Annotated in this window: 14 protein-coding genes; 5 read left to right on the forward strand and 9 right to left on the reverse strand. The window is 69.7% G+C overall.

The features are described from left to right. Positions 1-96: 96 nt before the first annotated feature. From ABEE00_RS05970 to ABEE00_RS05990, 5 genes are all read right to left on the reverse strand, one after another. Positions 97-786 (reverse strand): glycoside hydrolase family 11 protein, encoded by a 690-nt coding sequence (locus ABEE00_RS05970; RefSeq protein WP_451918502.1) that lies wholly within the window; start codon positions 784-786, stop codon positions 97-99. Between the two features lie 143 nt (positions 787-929). After that, positions 930-3,341, reverse strand: a complete 2,412-nt coding sequence (locus tag ABEE00_RS05975; RefSeq protein ID WP_345744190.1) for a beta-xylosidase/alpha-l-arabinosidase — start codon at positions 3,339-3,341, stop codon at positions 930-932. Positions 3,342-3,349: 8 nt separating this feature from the next. Continuing rightward, a complete protein-coding gene (locus ABEE00_RS05980; RefSeq protein WP_345744191.1) occupies positions 3,350-4,198 on the reverse strand; it encodes a carbohydrate ABC transporter permease in 849 nt (282 codons plus the stop codon). Then, on the reverse strand, positions 4,195-5,124 hold the full coding sequence (locus ABEE00_RS05985) for a carbohydrate ABC transporter permease (protein ID WP_345744525.1): 930 nt from the start codon (positions 5,122-5,124) through the stop codon (positions 4,195-4,197). Before ABEE00_RS05985 ends, ABEE00_RS05980 begins: the two co-directional genes overlap by 4 nt. Positions 5,125-5,141: 17 nt before the next feature. Then, the gene (locus tag ABEE00_RS05990) at positions 5,142-6,443 is read right to left on the reverse strand and encodes an ABC transporter substrate-binding protein (protein WP_345744192.1); all 1,302 of its coding nucleotides are present in this window, start codon (positions 6,441-6,443) and stop codon (positions 5,142-5,144) included. A 143-nt stretch (positions 6,444-6,586) separates the two neighbouring features. Between ABEE00_RS05990 and ABEE00_RS05995 the strand changes: the two genes are divergently transcribed. Next, the gene (locus ABEE00_RS05995; protein ID WP_345744193.1) at positions 6,587-7,615 is read left to right on the forward strand and encodes a LacI family DNA-binding transcriptional regulator; all 1,029 of its coding nucleotides are present in this window, start codon (positions 6,587-6,589) and stop codon (positions 7,613-7,615) included. 105 nt (positions 7,616-7,720) lie between these two features. Here the strand turns inward: ABEE00_RS05995 and ABEE00_RS06000 are convergent, their stop codons facing one another. Further along, a complete protein-coding gene (locus tag ABEE00_RS06000; protein WP_345744526.1) occupies positions 7,721-8,314 on the reverse strand; it encodes an alpha/beta fold hydrolase in 594 nt (197 codons plus the stop codon). Between ABEE00_RS06000 and ABEE00_RS06005 the strand changes: the two genes are divergently transcribed. After that, positions 8,313-9,038 carry an IclR family transcriptional regulator gene (locus ABEE00_RS06005; protein WP_345744194.1) on the forward strand — a complete coding sequence of 242 codons (726 nt, stop codon included), beginning with the start codon at positions 8,313-8,315 and terminating at the stop codon, positions 9,036-9,038. The genes ABEE00_RS06000 and ABEE00_RS06005 overlap by 2 nt on opposite strands. A 280-nt stretch (positions 9,039-9,318) precedes the next feature. Here ABEE00_RS06005 and ABEE00_RS06010 read toward each other — a convergent pair whose 3' ends face one another. Continuing rightward, a complete protein-coding gene (locus tag ABEE00_RS06010; RefSeq protein ID WP_345744195.1) occupies positions 9,319-9,912 on the reverse strand; it encodes a cysteine hydrolase family protein in 594 nt (197 codons plus the stop codon). A gap of 102 nt (positions 9,913-10,014) precedes the next feature. Here ABEE00_RS06010 and ABEE00_RS06015 point away from each other — a divergent pair, with 102 nt between their 5' ends. Together ABEE00_RS06015 and ABEE00_RS06020 are read left to right on the forward strand one after the other, a co-directional pair. Next, a complete protein-coding gene (locus ABEE00_RS06015) occupies positions 10,015-10,518 on the forward strand; it encodes a MarR family winged helix-turn-helix transcriptional regulator (RefSeq protein ID WP_345744196.1) in 504 nt (167 codons plus the stop codon). Continuing rightward, positions 10,515-12,089 carry a DHA2 family efflux MFS transporter permease subunit gene (locus tag ABEE00_RS06020; protein WP_345744197.1) on the forward strand — a complete coding sequence of 525 codons (1,575 nt, stop codon included), beginning with the start codon at positions 10,515-10,517 and terminating at the stop codon, positions 12,087-12,089. The genes ABEE00_RS06015 and ABEE00_RS06020 overlap by 4 nt, the downstream gene beginning before the upstream one ends. A 1,389-nt stretch (positions 12,090-13,478) precedes the next feature. Here the strand turns inward: ABEE00_RS06020 and ABEE00_RS06025 are convergent. Both ABEE00_RS06025 and ABEE00_RS06030 read right to left on the reverse strand, forming a co-directional pair. After that, a complete protein-coding gene (locus ABEE00_RS06025; RefSeq protein WP_345744198.1) occupies positions 13,479-14,831 on the reverse strand; it encodes a hypothetical protein in 1,353 nt (450 codons plus the stop codon). Positions 14,832-15,393: 562 nt separating this feature from the next. Beyond that, positions 15,394-15,777, reverse strand: coding sequence for a recombinase family protein (locus tag ABEE00_RS06030; RefSeq protein WP_345744199.1), 384 nt, complete (start codon positions 15,775-15,777; stop codon positions 15,394-15,396). 1,048 nt (positions 15,778-16,825) lie between these two features. On the opposite strand from ABEE00_RS06030, the gene ABEE00_RS06035 reads away from it, so the two are divergent. Further along, a complete protein-coding gene (locus ABEE00_RS06035; protein WP_345744200.1) occupies positions 16,826-17,152 on the forward strand; it encodes a hypothetical protein in 327 nt (108 codons plus the stop codon). Positions 17,153-17,187: the final 35 nt, after the last annotated feature.

Here is a 17,187-nt window from a genome sequence, read left to right on the forward strand (position 1 = left end):
TTCTCCTCGCAGGAGGTGGGGGGGGTTGGTGGTGCGCATCGGTGGTCCATGAAGGACCGAAGGCGAGTCCGGGCGCGCGACGGGCGCGAGGCCGGATCAGCCGTACACGGTGATGTTGGAGCTGCCGCTGCTCTGGTAGCCCTCGGTCGCCAGCATCATGTAGTAGCGGAAGCTGCCGAGGGGCATGCCGGCGCGCGCCCACGCGTCGAAGTGGTTTCCGGTGGTGATGGCGCCGCCGGTGCGCTTCGACTGGCGCACGCTCCAGTACTGGTCGAAGGTCTTGACGCCCTCGACGGACGGCGCGTTGTACCGCGTCGTCCGGTAGATGTCGTAGGTGCCTCCGTCGCTGGTCACCGTGCCCTTGTAGGTGCCGGTGGGCCGGTAGGTGCCCCAGTTGTCGACGATGTAGTACTCGACGAGCGGGTTCGAGGTCCAGCCGTAGAGGGCCAGATAGCCGTTGCCGGAGGGGTTGAAGCTGCCCGAGTACCGGACGGTCCTGCGGCTGCCGTTGGCCCAGCCCTTGCCGCAGACGAAGTTGCCGCAATTGGTCCAGGACGTGCGGTAGTTGCCGCCTGATGCCAGCGTCATGGAGACGGCGCCGCCGCCGTCGGTCCAGAACGAGTAGTAGAACCCGTTGTCGGTGCCGGTCTGGTTCCTCGTGATGGTCGTGTCCGCCTGGGCGGAGGCGGGGAGCAGCAGGCCGGAGGTGGCGCCGAGCGCTAACGCGCCGAAGCCGCCGATGACGCCCCTGCGGCTGATCCGGGGGCGGATGTGGTCCTCGTGCACGTGTCCTCCTGCGAAGGTGAAGGCCGCCCCGGCGCTCGGGGGTGATGCGTGGCCGGGGTCGGTGCGCCACATGGTTGCGGCGGGGTTCGGGTAGGTCAATGTTTTCGGAGCGATAGGCGAAAAGCTTTCGGCGTGCCGTTTCGCTATTCCGGTGGCGAAGCTTCGGTCACCGGCTCCGTCGTGAAGTGCGCATGCAGGCGGCGCCGGTGATCGACTTCCCGGACCGGTCCGGTGAGAGCGACTCGCGCCGTCAGCCGCGGCTCGGTACTCGATGCGCTCAGTCGCAACTCCAACTCGCCGGGCTCGACGATCCGCCGCCCGTCGCGCCCGGTGAACGACGCGAGGTCGGCGGGCACCCGCACCCGCACCCGTACGGCAGCCCGCGGCGCCAGTTCCGGCAGGCGCAGGTAACCGACGAGCCGCTGCACCGGCTGCACCAGGGACGCGACCGGGTCATGGAGGTAGAGCTGGACGACCTCGGTCCCGGGCAGCGCGCCGGTGTTGCGTACGGTGCAGGCGAGCTCGAACTCGCCGTCGGTGGCGGCGAGTTCGCTGCCGGCCTCCAGCGCGCTCCACTCGAAGGTCGTGTAGGTCAGACCGTGGCCGAAGCCGAAAGCCGGGGCCGGGTCGAGGTGGGAGACCTCGGTGCCCTGGCCCAGGCGGGGCGCGTGATACGTGGACGGCTGCGCGCCCGGATGGCGGGGCACGCTGACGGGCAGTCGCCCCGAGGGACGCACACGTCCGCTGAGCACTCCGGCAAGGGCGCCTGTGCCCTCCTCGCCGGGAAAGAAGGTCTGCACGAGCGCCGCGCACTCCCGGACCGCGCGGCCCAGCGCGTACGGCCGTCCCGCGAGCAGCGTCACGATGACCGGCGTGCCCGTGTCGAGGAGCGCGTCGAGGAGCTGCTGCTGAGCGCCGGGCAGCGCGAGGGACGCGGCGTCGCAGCCCTCGCCGCTGGTGCCGCGCCCGAAGAGCCCCGCGCGGTCGCCGAGCGCGGCGATGACCAGGTCGGCCCCGCGGGCCAGGGCGACGGCCGCGGCGAAGCCCTCGGGCACGGTGGTGTCCGCCTCGGCGAGGCCGGCGGCCGCGACGACCTCGGCGCGCGGGAACTCCGCCGCCAACGCCTCGCGCAGCGTGGGCAGTTCGATTCCTGCCGGGGTGCCGGGCGTACGGCTGCCGACGTGCACGGGGAAGGAGTAGCAGCCGAGGACGGCGGTGGGCGTCTCGGCGTTGGGGCCGATCACGGCGATCCGGGCCGGGGCGTCGTGCGCGAGCGGCAGCGTGCCGTCGTTGGACAGCAGGACCACCGACTCCTCGGCGACGCGGCGGGCCAGTTCGCGATGGGGCGCGCGGTCCAGGTCGACGCTCGCACGGGCGCGGTCGGCGGGAACTCCCGCCAGGGCGTGCGGAGTCGGGTCCCAGCCCTCGTCGAGCAGGCCCAGCTCGGCCTTCTGGACCAGGACCCGGCGGGCCGCGCGGTCCACCAGGGCTTCGGGAACGGACCCGTCGGCGAGGGCCTTGCGCAGCGGTTCGCCGAACGTCTTCACCGTGGGCAGTTCGACGTCGACGCCCGCCGCGAGCGCGGCGCCCGCCGCCTCGCCGAACGAACCGGCCACCCCGTGCAGCGTGTGGAGAAACGCGATGCCGAAGTAGTCGGCGACGACGGTCCCTTCGAAGCCCCAGGTGTCGCGGAGCAGGCCGGTCAGGAGCCGCTCGTCGGTGGCGGAGGGAATGCCGTCGATGTCCGTGTAGGCGTGCATGACGGACCGTACGCCGCTCTCGCGCACGGCCATCTCGAACGGCGGAAGGATCACATCGGCGAACTCCCGTCCGCCCATGGACACCGGCGCGAGATTGCGGCCCGCGCGGGAGGCCGAGTACCCGGCGAAGTGCTTGAGCGTGGCGACGACCCCGGCCGACTCCAGGCCCTGCACATACGCGGTGCCGACGGTGCCGACGAGGTAGGGGTCCTCGCCGATGGTCTCCTCGACCCGCCCCCACCGGGCGTCGCGCACCACGTCCAGCACCGGGGCGAGCCCCTGGTGCACGCCGACCGAGCGCAGGTCGCGGCCGATCGCCGCGGCCATCCGGCGTATCAGGTCAGGGTCGAAGGTGGCGCCCCACGCCAGCGGAACGGGGTAGGCCGTGGCACCCCACGCGGCGAAGCCGGCCAGGCATTCCTCGTGGGCCAGCGCCGGAATGCCGAAGCGGTTGGCGGCCATGATGCGGCGCTGGGTGCGGGCGAGGGAGAGGGCGCCGAGCGCGGGGTCGACGGGAGCCGTGCCGAACGGCCGGGTCAACTGCCCGAGCCCGTACGGGAGCAGTGCGTCGAGGTCGACCGGCTCCTCCATGTCGTGCTGGTGCGGGGCGACGTCGCCGCCCTCGGCCGAGGCACCCACCCACACCCCGAAGAGCTGGGCAGTCTTCTCCTCGAGCGTCATCTCGGCGAGCAGCGCGTCGGCGCGGGCCTGGGCGGTGCGGCGCGCGTCACGCCATGGCGTGACGCGCGCCGCACCGGTCTCTTCGTCCGGGGTCTCTCCGTCGGGAACGGCCATGTGGGCGGTCACTTTCCTCCGACTCCCATCAGCCCCTGGACCAGGGCCCGACGGGCGAACAGGTAGACGATCAGGATGGGGAGCATGGAGAGCACCACGGCGGCCAGGAGGCCGGGGATGTCGACGCCGTGTTCCGTCTGGAAGTCGTAGAGCCCCAGGGTGATGACCTTGGTGCTCGCTGACTGGGTGAGGACCAGCGGGAAGAGGAAGCCGTTCCACGCCTGCAGCGCCGAGAACACGATGATCGTCGAGAGGCCGCCGCGGGACAGCGGAAGGGCCAGGCGGAAGAAGGCCCGCCGCGGCGAGGCGCCGTCCATCGTCATCGCCTCGTACAGCTCCGGGGTGATGTCGCGCATCGACCCGGTCAGGACGAGCGTGCACACGGGCATGGCGAAGGCCGCCGTCGGCAGGATGACGCCGATGAGGTTGTCGTAGAGGCCCGCCTCGCTGATGACGTAGAACATCGGGACGACGACGGCCTGGGCGGGGATCGCGAGGCCGAGCAGGAACAGCCGGAACACGCCGCCCGTGAGCCGGCCGCGGCCGCGCACGATCGCGTACACGAGCGGCGGCACGAGCAGCAGGACGATGCCGACCACGCAGACGGTGACGACGAGCGTGTTGAGGAAGTACCGGCCGAAGCCGCTGTCGAGGTAGTTGTCGAGAGTGAAGTGCTCCGGGAGGGACAGCGGGCCGTTCGCCGCGTAGTCGGAGCGCGACTGGAACGTGGCGACCAGCATCGCGTACAGCGGCAGCCCCACCAGGAACAGCCAGATCAACGACCCGAATCCGGCGAGGTAGTTGGGCCGCTCCCGGCGGCCGGTCCGGGTCCGAGCCCGGGTCTCGGCGTATGTCACAGGCCCTCCAGCGTGCTGCGCATCTTGCCGTAGCCCGACAGCCGCACCATGACCAGCGAGATGACCGTGGCGACCAGGACCAGCAGCAGTCCGACGGCGGAGGCCGTCCCGTAGTCGAAGCTCTTGAAGGCCTTCTGGTACATGTAGTACGCGCTGATGGTGGTGTCCGTGCCGGGGCCGCCCTGGGTGAGGATCAGGACGGTGTCGAACGTGGTCAGGCCGCCGACCACCATCAGGATCGTCGAGGTGACGATGCTGTTGCGCAGCTGCGGCAGGGTGATGTGGAAGAACTGCCGGACCGTGCCCGCGCCGTCGATCTGCGCGGCCTGGTAGAGGACGGCGGGCACGGCGCGGGCTGCACCCTGGTAGATCAGCGTGTGCAGCGGTGTGAACTGCCAGGCGCTGACGAAGACCAGGACGCCGATGGCCCCGGCCTGGTGGCCGAACAGGTTGCCGTCGCCGAACAGCCAGGATGCCTGTGGCGGTATGCCGAAGTTCGGGTCGAGGACCGCGCGCCACAGCACGGAGACGGCGGCGACGGACAGCAGCAGCGGTACGAAGTAGATGGCGGACAGGATGGCCCGGTTGCGCTGGTGACCGGCCGCCCAGACGCCGAGGAGGATGCTCAGCGGGGTCTGGACGGCGACGCCGAGCACGGTCAGCAGGACGCTCAGCCACAGGCTCTTGAGCAGGACCGGGTCGTCGAAGAGCTTCTTCCAGTTGTCGAGCCCGGTGAACTCCGGGTCGCTCAGGCCGTTCCACGTCGCGAACGAGAGAACGGCGACCAGGACGAGGGGGACCAGGGCGAACAGGCCGAAGAAGACCGCGGCGGGGGCGGCCCAGCCGACGCCGGGACGGCCCACGCCGGCACCGCCGCCGCCGCGGCCCGCGGGTGCGGCCTGCGGGGCGGCGGCCTGTTCGCTCATGGCCAGGGTCTCGGTGCTCATGACGGCAGGGCCTGCATCGCCTTGATGAACCCGCCCTCGTCCAGCTTCCCGTTGAAGAACTGCTGGATCGCCTGGTACATCGAAGTCGCAGCGGACTGCGGGTAGGCCTGGTCCCACGACAACTGGAACGAGGGCGCCTTCTTCACCAGGTCGTACTGGAATTTCGCAAAGCCGGGGCTGGCGGCCTCGCTCAGGTGCTGCGGGGTGTTGGTCGTGGTGGGCAGGTTGCCGAAGGAGAGCTGCGCCTTCACGAACTCGTCGGAGTACTGGAGCTTCAGGAAGTCGGCGACGGCGTCGGGGTGGCGGGTCTTCTTGAGGACCGAGTAGAAGTTGTTGGTGTTGCCGTAGAGGTTGTCCGCGTTCCCCTTGCCGCCCGCGACGGCGGGGAAGGCGGTGTAGCCCAAGTCCTCCTTGGCGAACTTCGGGTGGGAGTCCTGCTGCGTCGAGTACTCCCACGAACCCATCAGCTCGAACCCGGCCTTGCCGGTGGCGAGCAGCGTGGGGGAGCCCTGGTCGGTGAACTTCACGGAGTCGAAATTGGAGCCGAAGGCTCCGGAGTCCACCAGATCCCGGACCATGCCGAGCGCCTTCTTGCTGCCGGCGCTCTCCCAGGCGGACTTGTCCCCGGCGAGGGCCTTACGGAACAGGCCGGGACCGGCGACGCGGTCGTAGAGGTACTCGAACCACATCAGGGTCGGCCACCGGTCGCCGCCGCCCAGCGCGATGGGCGTGACGCCCTTCGCCTTCAACGCCTTGACCGCACCCAGGAGTTGGTCCCAGGTCTTCGGCGGCTTCACTCCGGCGTCGGCGAGGACCTTCTTGTTGTGGAAGAGCAGCACCGGCTGGCTGCCGCGCATGGGTACGCCGTACGGATGGCCGTCGATCACCGCGCTGTTGAACACCGAGGGCAGGAACCGCGACTTCAGTTTCGGATCCTTGGCGATGAAGTCGTCCAAGGGCTTCAGCAGGCCCGCGTCGACGAACGGCTTGATGCTGCCGCCGCCCCAGTTGAAGAACACGTCGGGCGCCTGCTCGCTGTTGATGATCGTCTGCAGCTTCGCCTGGTAGTCCGCACCGGGGATGGTGTCCAGCACCGCCTTCACCCTCGACTTCTTGTTGAAGGTGGCGATGATCTGCTTCTCGACCTTGTTCCCCGCGTCCCCGTAGACCAGGACGTGGATCTTCCCGTCGTCGCCCTCCGCGCCGGCGCCGCCTCCGCACCCGGACAGGGCGAGCAGCAGGGCCAGCGCCGCGCCGCCCGTCGCGACCGTTCTCAGTAATCGTGTGCGTGGAGTCATCGCCCCTCCTCGAAACTCTTTCGGCTTCTTTTCCGAAAGTTGGCGAGTCGTGACGCTAGAACCGGGTGGGTGGGCGGTCAAGGCCGCTTCGCCGAGTTATCGAAGCGTTACGACGTCGAGGGGCCCGGTCCCGGCCCTGCCTTATGCTCCAAGACATGCGTGAGGATGAGGACTTGGGCCGCATCACCCTGGCCGAAGTGGCCCAAGAGGCAGGCGTCTCCATTTCGACAGTTTCGAAGGTGCTCAACGGACGGCATGATGTGGCCGACCCGACCCGGGTCAAGGTGGAGCGCCTCCTGGAGACGCACTCCTACCGGCGGACGGCACGGGCCGCCCGCGAGGCGCCGCTCATCGAGCTGGTCTTCCACGAGCTGGAGAGCATCTGGGCGATGGAGCTGATCCGCGGCGTGGAGAACGTGGCCAAGGCCCACCGGGCCAGTGTGGTGCTGACGGAGAGCGGCACCCGGCATGCGCCCGGCCCCGACTGGATCGACGGCGTCATGCGGCGCAGGCCGCGCGGCGTGGTGCTCGTCTTCTCGGCGCTGCCCGCCGAGGTCAAGCAGCGGCTGCGCTCGCGCTCCATCCCGTTCGTCATCATCGACCCGGCCGGCGACCCCGACGCGGACGTGCCCTCGGTCGGGTCGGCGAACTGGAACGGCGGGCTGATGGCCACCCGGCACCTGGTGGAGCTGGGCCACAGCCGCATCGGGATCATCACGGGGCCCGACGACATGCTCTGCTCCCACGCCCGCCTCGACGGCTACCGCTCCGCGCTCACCATGGCGGGCATCGAAGCCGATCCCGGCCTCGTCCGCTACGGCGACTTCCACGTCGAGGGCGGCTTCGAGCAGGCCCTCGAACTCCTCGACCTGCCCGAGCCGCCCACGGCCGTCTTCGCGGGCAGCGACCTGCAGGCGCTCGGCGTCCTGGAGGCGGCCCGGGTCCGCGGTGCGCGGGTGCCGCAGGACCTCTCGGTGGTCGGCTACGACGATGTGCCGGTGGCGCGCTGGTCGAGCCCGGCCCTGACGACGGTGCACCAGCCGCTGCGGGAGATGGCCGAGGAGGCGGTGCAGATGATCATGCGGTTGCGCGACCGGGAACCGGTGACCACCCGCCTCGAACTGTCCACCAGCCTCGTCGTCCGCAAGAGCACGGCGCCACCGGGCTCCTGACGCTCGTCGGCTTGTGGCACGGATGCGGGCGCCGTCTTTCGGCCGGGGGTGACGCGGACTTCTCGGCGATGTTCCCGTGTGCGGTCAGCGGTCAGCGGTCAGCGGTCAGCGGTCTGCGCGCCTGCGGAGATACTGGCTGACCACCTCGTTGAACTCCTCGGCGCGTTCGACCTGGGACCAGTGACCGCACTGGCTGAAGAGGTGCGCGTCGGCGTTCGGGAGGGTGTTCACCAGCTCCCAGGTCCGCGAGACCGGGATGACCACGTCCTGCATTCCGTGGATCAACAGCAGCGGGATGTCCAGGTCCGCGAGCGCGTCGAGGTCGAGTGGCAGCGCGTCGCGGTCGCGGTCGCGGGCTGCCACGACCTCTTCGAGTCTGCTGGACGCGGTGTCGTTCAAGGCCGCCCGATAGCGCTGTTCGACCAGTTCGTCGGTGATCAAGTCCGTGTCGACGACGAACTGTTCCAGGGTGCGGCGGATGCCGTCCTGTGACAGTTCGGGCTTGGCGTGGCCGGCCAGCGCCGCGGTCTTCTTCGCACCGCCGGTGCCCATCGAGACGACGCCCAGGACACGCTCCGGGGCGTCGAGGGCGAGCTGCAGGGCGATCCAGCCGCCGAGCGAGTTGCCGACGATCCAGGTCTTGTCGATGCCCAGTGCGTCGAGGACGCGCAGCGCATGCCGCCCCCACCAGGGCAACATGCTCGACAAGGCCGTCCTCGTCCTGGACTGTTTCCACCCCGGCGAGGACGTGCTCCGCCTGACCGACCTGGCCGTCCGCTCGGGTCTCACCAAGACCACCGCCTTCCGGCTCGCCGGCGACCTCGTACGGCTCGGCCTGCTGGAACGCGAGGGGGACCGGTACCGGCTCGGAGGAAAGCTGTTCGAACTCGGCTCCCTCGTCCCGCGCCGCCAGGATCTGCGCGAGATCGCGCTGCCCTTCCTGCAGGACCTGTTCGAGGCCACCCGCGAGACGGTGCACCTGGGCGTGCGCGACGGCCGTGAAGTCGTCTACCTGGAACGCATCCACGGCCACGACGTGCTGCCTCTGCCCTCCCGCATCGGCGGCCGCCTGCCCCTCACCTGCACCGGCGTGGGCAAGGCGCTCCTGGCCTTCTCCGGAGACGCGGCCGTGGAGGAGGTGCTCGCAGAGCCCCTCCCCAGCCTGACCCGGTTCTCCCTCACCGACCCGGCACGGCTGCGCGCCGCCCTCGCGCGCACCCGCTCCTCCGGGACCGCCTCCGAGGGGCAGGAGGCAGCGCTGGGCGTGAACTGCATCGCCGCGCCCGTGTTCGGCCGCGACGGGACCGTGGTCGCCGCGCTCTCCGTCGCCGTCGCCCAGAAGCGCTTCCGCCCCACCCGCCTGGCCCCGGCCGTGCGCACCGCGGCACTCGGGCTCTCGCGGGCTCTCAGCGCCCGGAGCTGAGACGGGACGTTCACGCGGCCAGGGCTTGTCGGCGAATTCCGGGGATCCGGCCCCTCCATGCGGCTGATGGCGGCGGGCGCCCTTCGCCGTCCTGGGGCGGTCGGGCATGCGGGCCATGACGCGCATGATCGGCTCAAGTGCCGCCCGCTGACGTCGGACGGCGTGCGGGTCGGTGCCCGGGCCGGTGCCCAGGTTGGTGCCGGGGCTGGCCTGCTGGGGCACCGAACGGCGCCCTGAAACGGGGTATCCGCAGCGGCTCGCTGACCGGCCGGCGTCCCGGTCAGCGCGCTTCCGCAGTTGCCTCGAAGGCGGCGGTGTCGAGGAGGTCCGCCTGCATGGGCAGGACGGAGTCCAGAAGTGTCCGGTGGAGCCGCGCGTCGGGGTCGGCGCAGACGTCGCTCAGTACGAGCAGGCGGTAGTCGCGGTCGGCGGCCTCGCGCACGGTGGACAGGACCACGCCGCTGGTGTGGATGCCGCCGAGTACCAGGGTGTCGATGCCCTGCTCGCGCAGGAACCCATCGAGCGCGGTGGTGCTGAAGGCGCCGACGCGGGTCTTGGTGACCGTGTGCGCCTGCCCGTCCGCGCGCAGCCGGGGGTGCACGGCGGTGGCGGGCTCGGCCGCGGCCAGGGCGCCGGCCGCGGCGAGGGGCGCGAAGACCTTGTTGTGGGCGGGGACGGCCGCGTGGTCTTCGGGGTCGAAGGCGACACGGACGTGGACCTCGCGGATGCCGGCAGCCAGGGCCGCCTTCCGGGCGCGCTCGGCGTGCTCCAGTACGCGGTCCTGCTCGGTGAGCCCGTCCAGCAGGACGGGCTGGAGATCCATCAGCAGCAGCGCCGTCCGTTCGGGCGCCAGGGCGGTGTTCCGGCTGATCAAAGGGGGTCCTCCGTCGATGTGGCGTCGTCGGCGTGGCCGCAGCGGCGCGATGTGTTCTAGGGCTTTTACTCCAGCGCTGGATAATCCAGTAGTGTAGTAAACATGACGAGCGACGAACGACTCGGCTGGCTCAGCCCCGACGAGCTCCGGATCTTCCGGGCCTTCAACCGCGCGTGGGAGGCGGCCTCGGCCCGCCTGGACGCCGACCTGGAGCGCGAGACAGGTCTTCCGCGCACCTACTTCGACATCCTGTGGCGGCTGCGCCGCGCGCCGGACCGCGCCCTGCGCATGAGCCGGCTCGCGGAGATCACGCACTCCAAGGCCAGCCGGATCACGCACGCCGTCGGCCGCCTGGAGGCGGCCGGGCTGGTGCGCCGCGAAGTGCCCGAGGGCGACAAGCGGGGCTGGCTGGCGGTGCTGACCGACGAAGGACTCGCGCGGGCCGAAGAGGTCGCCCCCGTCTACGCCCGCAGCGTGCGCGACCACGTCCTGGGGCCGCTGACCGGCGAGGCGCGCGATCAGCTCACCGCCATCGGCGAAACGCTCCTCGCCCACCTCGACCCGGAGGCGCTCCCCGGCGCCGCAGACAAGGAAGGAAGTTCTTGATCACGCCCACCCGCACTCCGTTCCGAGCCCCCACGCCCGCGAGCGGCACCGCGCCCCGTCTGTGGCAGATACAGGTCGTCGCCGGACTCGGCGGCTTCCTCGCCGGGGTCAACACCTCCACCATGGACGTCGCGCTGCCCACCGTCAGCAGCCACTTCGGCGCCTCGGCCTCGGCCGCCTCCTGGACCCTGCTGTCCTACATGCTGGTCACCACGGTGCTGCTCTTCCCCTTCGGCCGGGTCGCCGACATGATCGGCCGCCGCCGCATGTACCTGGCCGGAACCGCGCTGCTCACCGTCGGCAGCCTGCTGTGCGGCCTGGCTCCCGGCATCGGCTGGCTGATCGCCTTCCGCTGCCTGCAGGCCGTCGGCGCCGCGGCCCTGCTGTGCAACATTACCGCGCTGCTCACCGACGCCTTCCCCGCCCGCCGCCTGCCCACAGCCCTGGGTATCAACGTCACCGTCGCGGCGATGGCACAGGTACTCGGCCCGGCCCTCGGCGGCGTCCTGGCCTCGGGGCTGGGCTGGCGCGCGGTGTTCTGGTTCAACGTGCCCATCGGGGTGACCGGTCTGATCTGGGCCGCTCTGATCCTGCGCCCCGGCACCGCACACCGTTCGCGCGGCGAGTCCTTCGACTACCTCGGCGCCGCCCTGTCCACCCTCGCGCTCGGCGGCCTCGTACTCGCCCTGTCCGAAGGCGGCGCCCAGGGCTGGACCAGCGCTCCCGTCCTCGCCGGCCTGCTGCTCTTCGTCCTCTTCACGCCGCTCTTCCTGATGGCGCAGGCCCGCCGGCGCCATCCGCTGATCGACCTGAGCCTGTTCGCCGACCGCGCCCGCGCCATGGCCTACCTCGCCCTCTTCCTGATGGCGATGGCCTACTTCGCCGTCGTCCTGCTGATGTCGCTCTACCTGCAGGCCGCCTCCGGAATGCCGCCCTACCAGGCCGGACTCCACGTCCTGTACGTGGCACTCGCCATGGCCATCGCGTCCCCCATCGCCGGCAGGCTGCGTGACCGCTTCAGCGCACGAGCGCTCTCCAGCAGCGGGCTGCTGGTGTCAGCGGCCGGCCTGTTCGCGCTCTCGGTGCTCATCGCCCCCTCCATGAACAGCGCCGCGCTCACCGCCTGCCTGGTGGCCGTCGGCGCCGGCGTCGGACTGTTCATGACGCCCAACACCAGCTCCATCATGGAGTCGGTCCCCGCGCAGCGGCGCGGCATCGCCAACGGCGTACGCCAGACCGCCCAGAACGCCGGGTACGCGGTCAGCACCGCCCTCGCCCTGGCCGTCGTCACCAGCGGACTGCCCGCCGCGACCAAGGAGGCCGCCTACGCGGGCAGCGTCTCCAGCCTCTCCCCGCACACCATGGACCTGTTCACCAACGGCTACCGCTGGGCCCTGCTCACCCTCGGAGCCACCTGCGTCCTCGCGCTCATCGCCTCACTCAGCCGAGGTCGCGACACGGGGACACGGCCCAGTCGAAGTCGTAACCGATCGGCTCGGCGTTTCGGGCGAGCACGGCGGAGACCTGTCGGCTCGCCGCCAGCCGGACGAGAGCGGGCCGCTCGGTCCTGACCAGATTGCAGAGTTCACTGGATTCCTCAAGTTCGTCGCCGAACCGATCATTGATGAACACGGCCCCGAGATCCAGCGGGCGAGCGGATCGGCGCATGCCCAACGTCGCGGCGATGTTGTGACGTACAGTCAGCTGATACCCGGCCGCCAGGTACTCCACCATACGGAGGGTCGTCTCCTCGGGCGCCTCAACGGCGGTGCCGTCTCGCAGGGCGGAGAGGAGGGTGTGCAGCGTCCTTCTCGACAGGAGCAGCGCCCGCCAGTTGGCCGACCAGAGGAGGTTGGTCACGTCGGGCTCCGTGAGCGACGGCTCGGTGAACATCCTCCCGTAGAGACTGATCCGCGACCCCAGATAGGTCAGCAGCTGGAGGTAACGCTCGTCGCTCGGCTCCGCCGCCAGCATCGGTGCGTACCAGCCGAGTCGCCGGTGTCGTGCCGTGACCTTCAGTTCCTGGGTCTCCAGCTCGCTGAGCGGCCAGTAGGGGAGCTGGAGCAGGAGCAGGGAGAGCTGGGCGGCGCGGACGCAGTTGATGAAGGCCGGCTCGTTCGGGTCGCCGCCCGGGCGGTTCAGGCGCAGCGCCAGCCAGTCGTAGACGTCGGTCATCCCGGCCAGGCACCGCAGGACCGCCGAATCGCCGGACATCTCGTCGAACACCCGCAGGGCGGCGACGCCGGGGACCAGCAGGCCGCTCGGATCCTCTTGGCGCGCACCCTCTGTGAGCGCACCGAACAGCAGTCGTTCGGCGGCGCTCTCGGGCGGCTTGCGGGAGCACAGGCGGTCCGCCCCCGTGACCCCGCCCGCGAGTAGCGCGCAGGCGACGACGGTCAGCTCGTCGGGGGACAACACCCCGTCGGGAAGGTCGGCGGTGAGCCGGGGTGTGCCGCTGCTCAGGTCGAGGACGGGAGCGAGCAGGGCCTCGCAGACGGCTTCCGTGAACACGGGCTCGGCCGGCCTGGCCACCGAGGCGATCCCGTCGGCGGCCCGGGCCAGCAGGGCGTCGGTGTACCCGGGGTGCTTCGGGTCGACCGTCAGAGAGCTGGTTCTCGCGTACCCGCCAAGGAAGCCACGGGCCCAGGACTCTCCCTTCGCCATGCGGACCATGACGATGTCCTGGAACATGCGGTCCGGGTCGACGTCGCCGAGGCTGCCGTCAGCAAGGTCGATGAGTTCTGTCCTGCCGGTGGACGAGTCGAAGCGCATGTGCTCACCGTGCAGGTCGCCGTGGACCAGCCCGGTGCTGTGGATGACGGCGACGCTGTGACCCGCGCTGAACGCGGGAAAGTCGCGTTGCACCAGACTCAGCTCGCTCAGCCGGACGGCCTCACCGGGAGGGAAGAGGGTCCGCTTCCGGCGCGGTCGCCGGACGGGCCCGGCCTCCCGACGGCCCATCATGTGGCGTCCTCCACCTGTGAGATGGGGCCAGGGCGGCGTGCCGCCGGGTAGTGCCTCTCTTCCTCCAGGAGCTCGGCGTACTCCTGGATCTCCGCTTCCGAGATGCGCACCCCTGTCGCACCGTGCAGCAGGTCCTGGTAGTTCGTGACGTCCAGCAGTTGGTCCCGGAGCTGGAAGGCCAGCCGGTACGGCCGTTTGCGCCACCAGTCCTGGACCCAGGTCGCGGGCTTGCGGAGCAGGCTCTCGCCGTAGCCCGCCACGTCGAGCGGGTTCGCCGCCGCCTTCACGACGTCCGGCAGCAGCTCGATCGAGGTCTCCAGAGTGCCGGGTGTGGCGCCGTCCGGGGTGCGGAGCTCTTCGAGGACCGCGGTGAAGCGCTGCCGGTTGCGGTGGAGTTCGCCGAGGGTCCGCGAGGCCGCGGAGTCCTCCTGAAGCTTGCGGAAGGCGGCCCGTAAGCCCTCGTAGCGCTTACGGACGGAGACCAAGGTGTCCGGCACGGACCTCCGTTCACGCAGGGTGTCCAGGAAGATCGTGGCGCCGGGCGGCAGATAGACCGACACGGTGGTCTCGGTCTCGTACACCTCGGACACGGTGGTTCGGAACGCCTCCGCGACCGCACCGTACGCCTGCTCGCGCAGCGACCGGTCGACGTACTGGGTGAGCGCCCGGTACGACGGGAGCCTGCGGCTCGACGGATACATCGGCAGGCCCAGTCGCGTGGCCAGCCGCCAGTAGACGAAGGTACGGATGTTCGACACCGCGCTGAACATGGCGCCGCTGCCGAAGTAGCGGACGTCACGGACGATCGGGCCCATGATCGCCGTCAGCGAGTCCTCCGCGCGATGGCCGCCGGGGAGGGAGGGGCTCTCCATACCGTCGCGGAACGCGTCGACGATGCTGCTCGTCCTGCTGTACATCGCGGGTTCGTCCCCGCCGGCGAGGCTGCCCCGCACGGCCGCCGCGATCTCCTCCAGCAGCGGCGACACGGCCTCGCCGTTCGTCGTGCCCAGGTACGCCACGAGTTCGTCGGCGATGGCCGGGCCGTGCGCGGAGACGTCGATCTCCTCGACGATGCCGAGGTCGATGAGGGCCTTGCGGAGTTCGAGGGCCTCGGCGTCCGGCGGGGTCTCGCAGGTGAGCACGTACAGCTTGTCGTAGAGCAGCAACGCGTCGCAGAGAGCGGAGAGATCGGCGAGACGTGAGGCATTCCTACCCGGCGCACTGCGTCGTCGGGCTTTCAGTTGCGCGACCAGTATCGGGTCGAACCCGTTGTTCACCATGTAGGTCGTGCTGCCGTGGGGAAGGTTCTGCAGCAGACGGGCGGCGTCGGCGATCATGGTCTGATCCACGAGGACCGCTCCTGACGTCTCTTCAGGAGTCAAGGAAGCCTCCACTGTTCATCAGGGAAGTGTTCCGGGCCGCCACTCGGGGTGTCCACCGGAATGGCGCTTTCTCCCCGCGATCGCCTCCTCCCCGCCCTCATTGCCCTGCGCGAAGTCGTACGGAGCCCCGCAGCTCCGCCGACGCGGCCGACTGTGCGGCTGGTACTGCGGCTGACGCGCAGCACCCCGGCGCGCGCCGCCTCGAAGGCCTCACCAGCGAACGAAGCACGCCGCTCCGCCAACACACCGAGGTCGGTGATCGCTCCAGGCAGTGGATACAGCCCGTCACTCCGCAGCGCATGCACGGTCCGCTGATGGCCCAGCCCCCTCACACACAGCCCGCGCGACGACCTCGCTTAGGACAGTAAGCAGCAGAGATGCGTCGGTGAGTCCGCGCGCCGGTCCTTATGGACGGGACGAATGCAGCATCCGTGAGCGGACGCGGGCGGCTGGCGGCATGTCAAGGCACGCGGCAGTACTGAGGAGTTGTACACCTACGCCCGTTGGCAGTTCCCAGCTGGCAGTCGCGTCAGGGGTGATGAGCCATGTGACGCCGTGCGCGTATGGGTCGCGGATCACGGCGCCGTTCTCGTCGCCGAGCTGGGCGAGGACTCGGCCGCCCGCCCTTGTGCTTGGTGACCTTCTTTTTGAAGGCCGAGGTCTCGTTCTCGCGGTGGACCTTGGCGAACTCGCCCCAGCCCAATCGGGAGCGGCAGTCCTCGGCGTCTTCGAGCTGCCGGTCGACGCCGGCCTCCAGCCCGAACCGGTCGGAGGAGGTGCGCAGGTACGCGGCCGGCTTCTGCGGTACGTAGGCGGCCAAGTGGCCGTGCAGGTTGAGGGTATCGTGGCCGCCTCGTACGTGGGCGGGGACTTCGAAGTCCTCCCAGGCGGTGGCGGGTGGGGCAGGTATCACCGGTTTCGACTCCAGGCGCTCGTCGCTTCCCGATATCGCGCACCTTTGGTCGAATTTCGCGGTTGCGAAGTTCTCACGAAGACGGTATCGAGTGATCGAAGTTGTCCGCTGGTTGGAGCGCGCAGCAAGGGATAGCAGGTGGCACCGCGGGGCGCAGTCCGCGCCGGTAGCGGTTGCGCTACAGGCCGGTCGACAGATTGTTATCGCGGTCGGAGCCGCGGGTGACCCTCCTGCCGTGCATCGGTGGCACCGCATCGATCAGTGATAGCAGATGGGTGACATCGTGCGGCCGCCGGTGAGCGCCACCCGCAGGGGTTTGCTCGCGGGATTCGGTCAGCACTGGATCATTCGAGCCCGGCCGACCGTGGCCCCCCTTGGTGCGAACCCATTGCGCACGACTTCCCCAATCCACTGCCCAGACCCTTTCCGAGGCGGGCCGTCTCACCAGAGTTCAACTTTCACGCGTTAAAGACCTGTGCGCACTCCTCCCTCCTCACGTGGATCAAGCTGATCAAGGTTGGGATGAGAGAGCCGCATGCGCATATTGGACTGGGCGGTGAAGCAGCCGCCGATGCCGTTGACCACCACGCAGCCGGGGGATGTTGTGGGGCGCCGCCGCACTGAGGGCATCTTCTGCGGGCGTGATGGGGAGCCGGGCTACCGCCGACGGAGCAAGCGGCCGTGAAGCTGAAATTCTTTCCGACTGTTCGTCACGAGCCCAGGCCCGTGCCCAGTAGAAGCTGAGGCAACTGAAGCCCCGGAGCTCTCACGGTCACCGCCCCCAAGTCTCTGTACGCCAATTGCAGCGTTAGGAGCGTGGGGCGTTCGCTATGCGTCAAACAATCGGTTCCGACCGTACAAGGTAACGCTTCGAAAGATGTTGTTGGGGGAGAGGTAGATTCGGATATGTGGCACAGCAGAGCTTGTCGTTGCTGCAGCAGCGTGATGACGATCTTCCGAATACCGTTGCGGCCCTAATGGCAGCAGTTCGGGCATCGGTTTACATGCCATCCTGTGAAATCCGATGTTTCCAGGCCATGATGTATGAATGGCGATTTCTCTCGTTCTGCTTCTCGACCCGCAACTGAACGACGCTGCTAAGGACTTCGTGGCCGCTTGGGCAGCCGATGAGCGGTCCCGCGCCATGGGTGTGGCCTCGGTCACCGACAGCGAATCCAAGTCCGATTACGGCCCCGGTGCGGACCTCGCCCAGGTGGCGGTGGACTTCAGCGTGGGCATCGGCGCCAGTGGCGCCTTTGAGATGATCAAGCTCCTGTTACGGAAGGTACGCCCGGGCACACAGGTGCTGGTGGTCGACGAGGACACCACGGACGACGACGGTCGGCTGCAGGTCACAGTAAGGGTCGTCGAATGAGGACCAGGATCATCTGGACCGGGGGAACAGGGCCC

The organism is Streptomyces odontomachicola, from assembly GCF_039605595.1.
Lineage (GTDB): Bacteria > Actinomycetota > Actinomycetes > Streptomycetales > Streptomycetaceae > Streptomyces.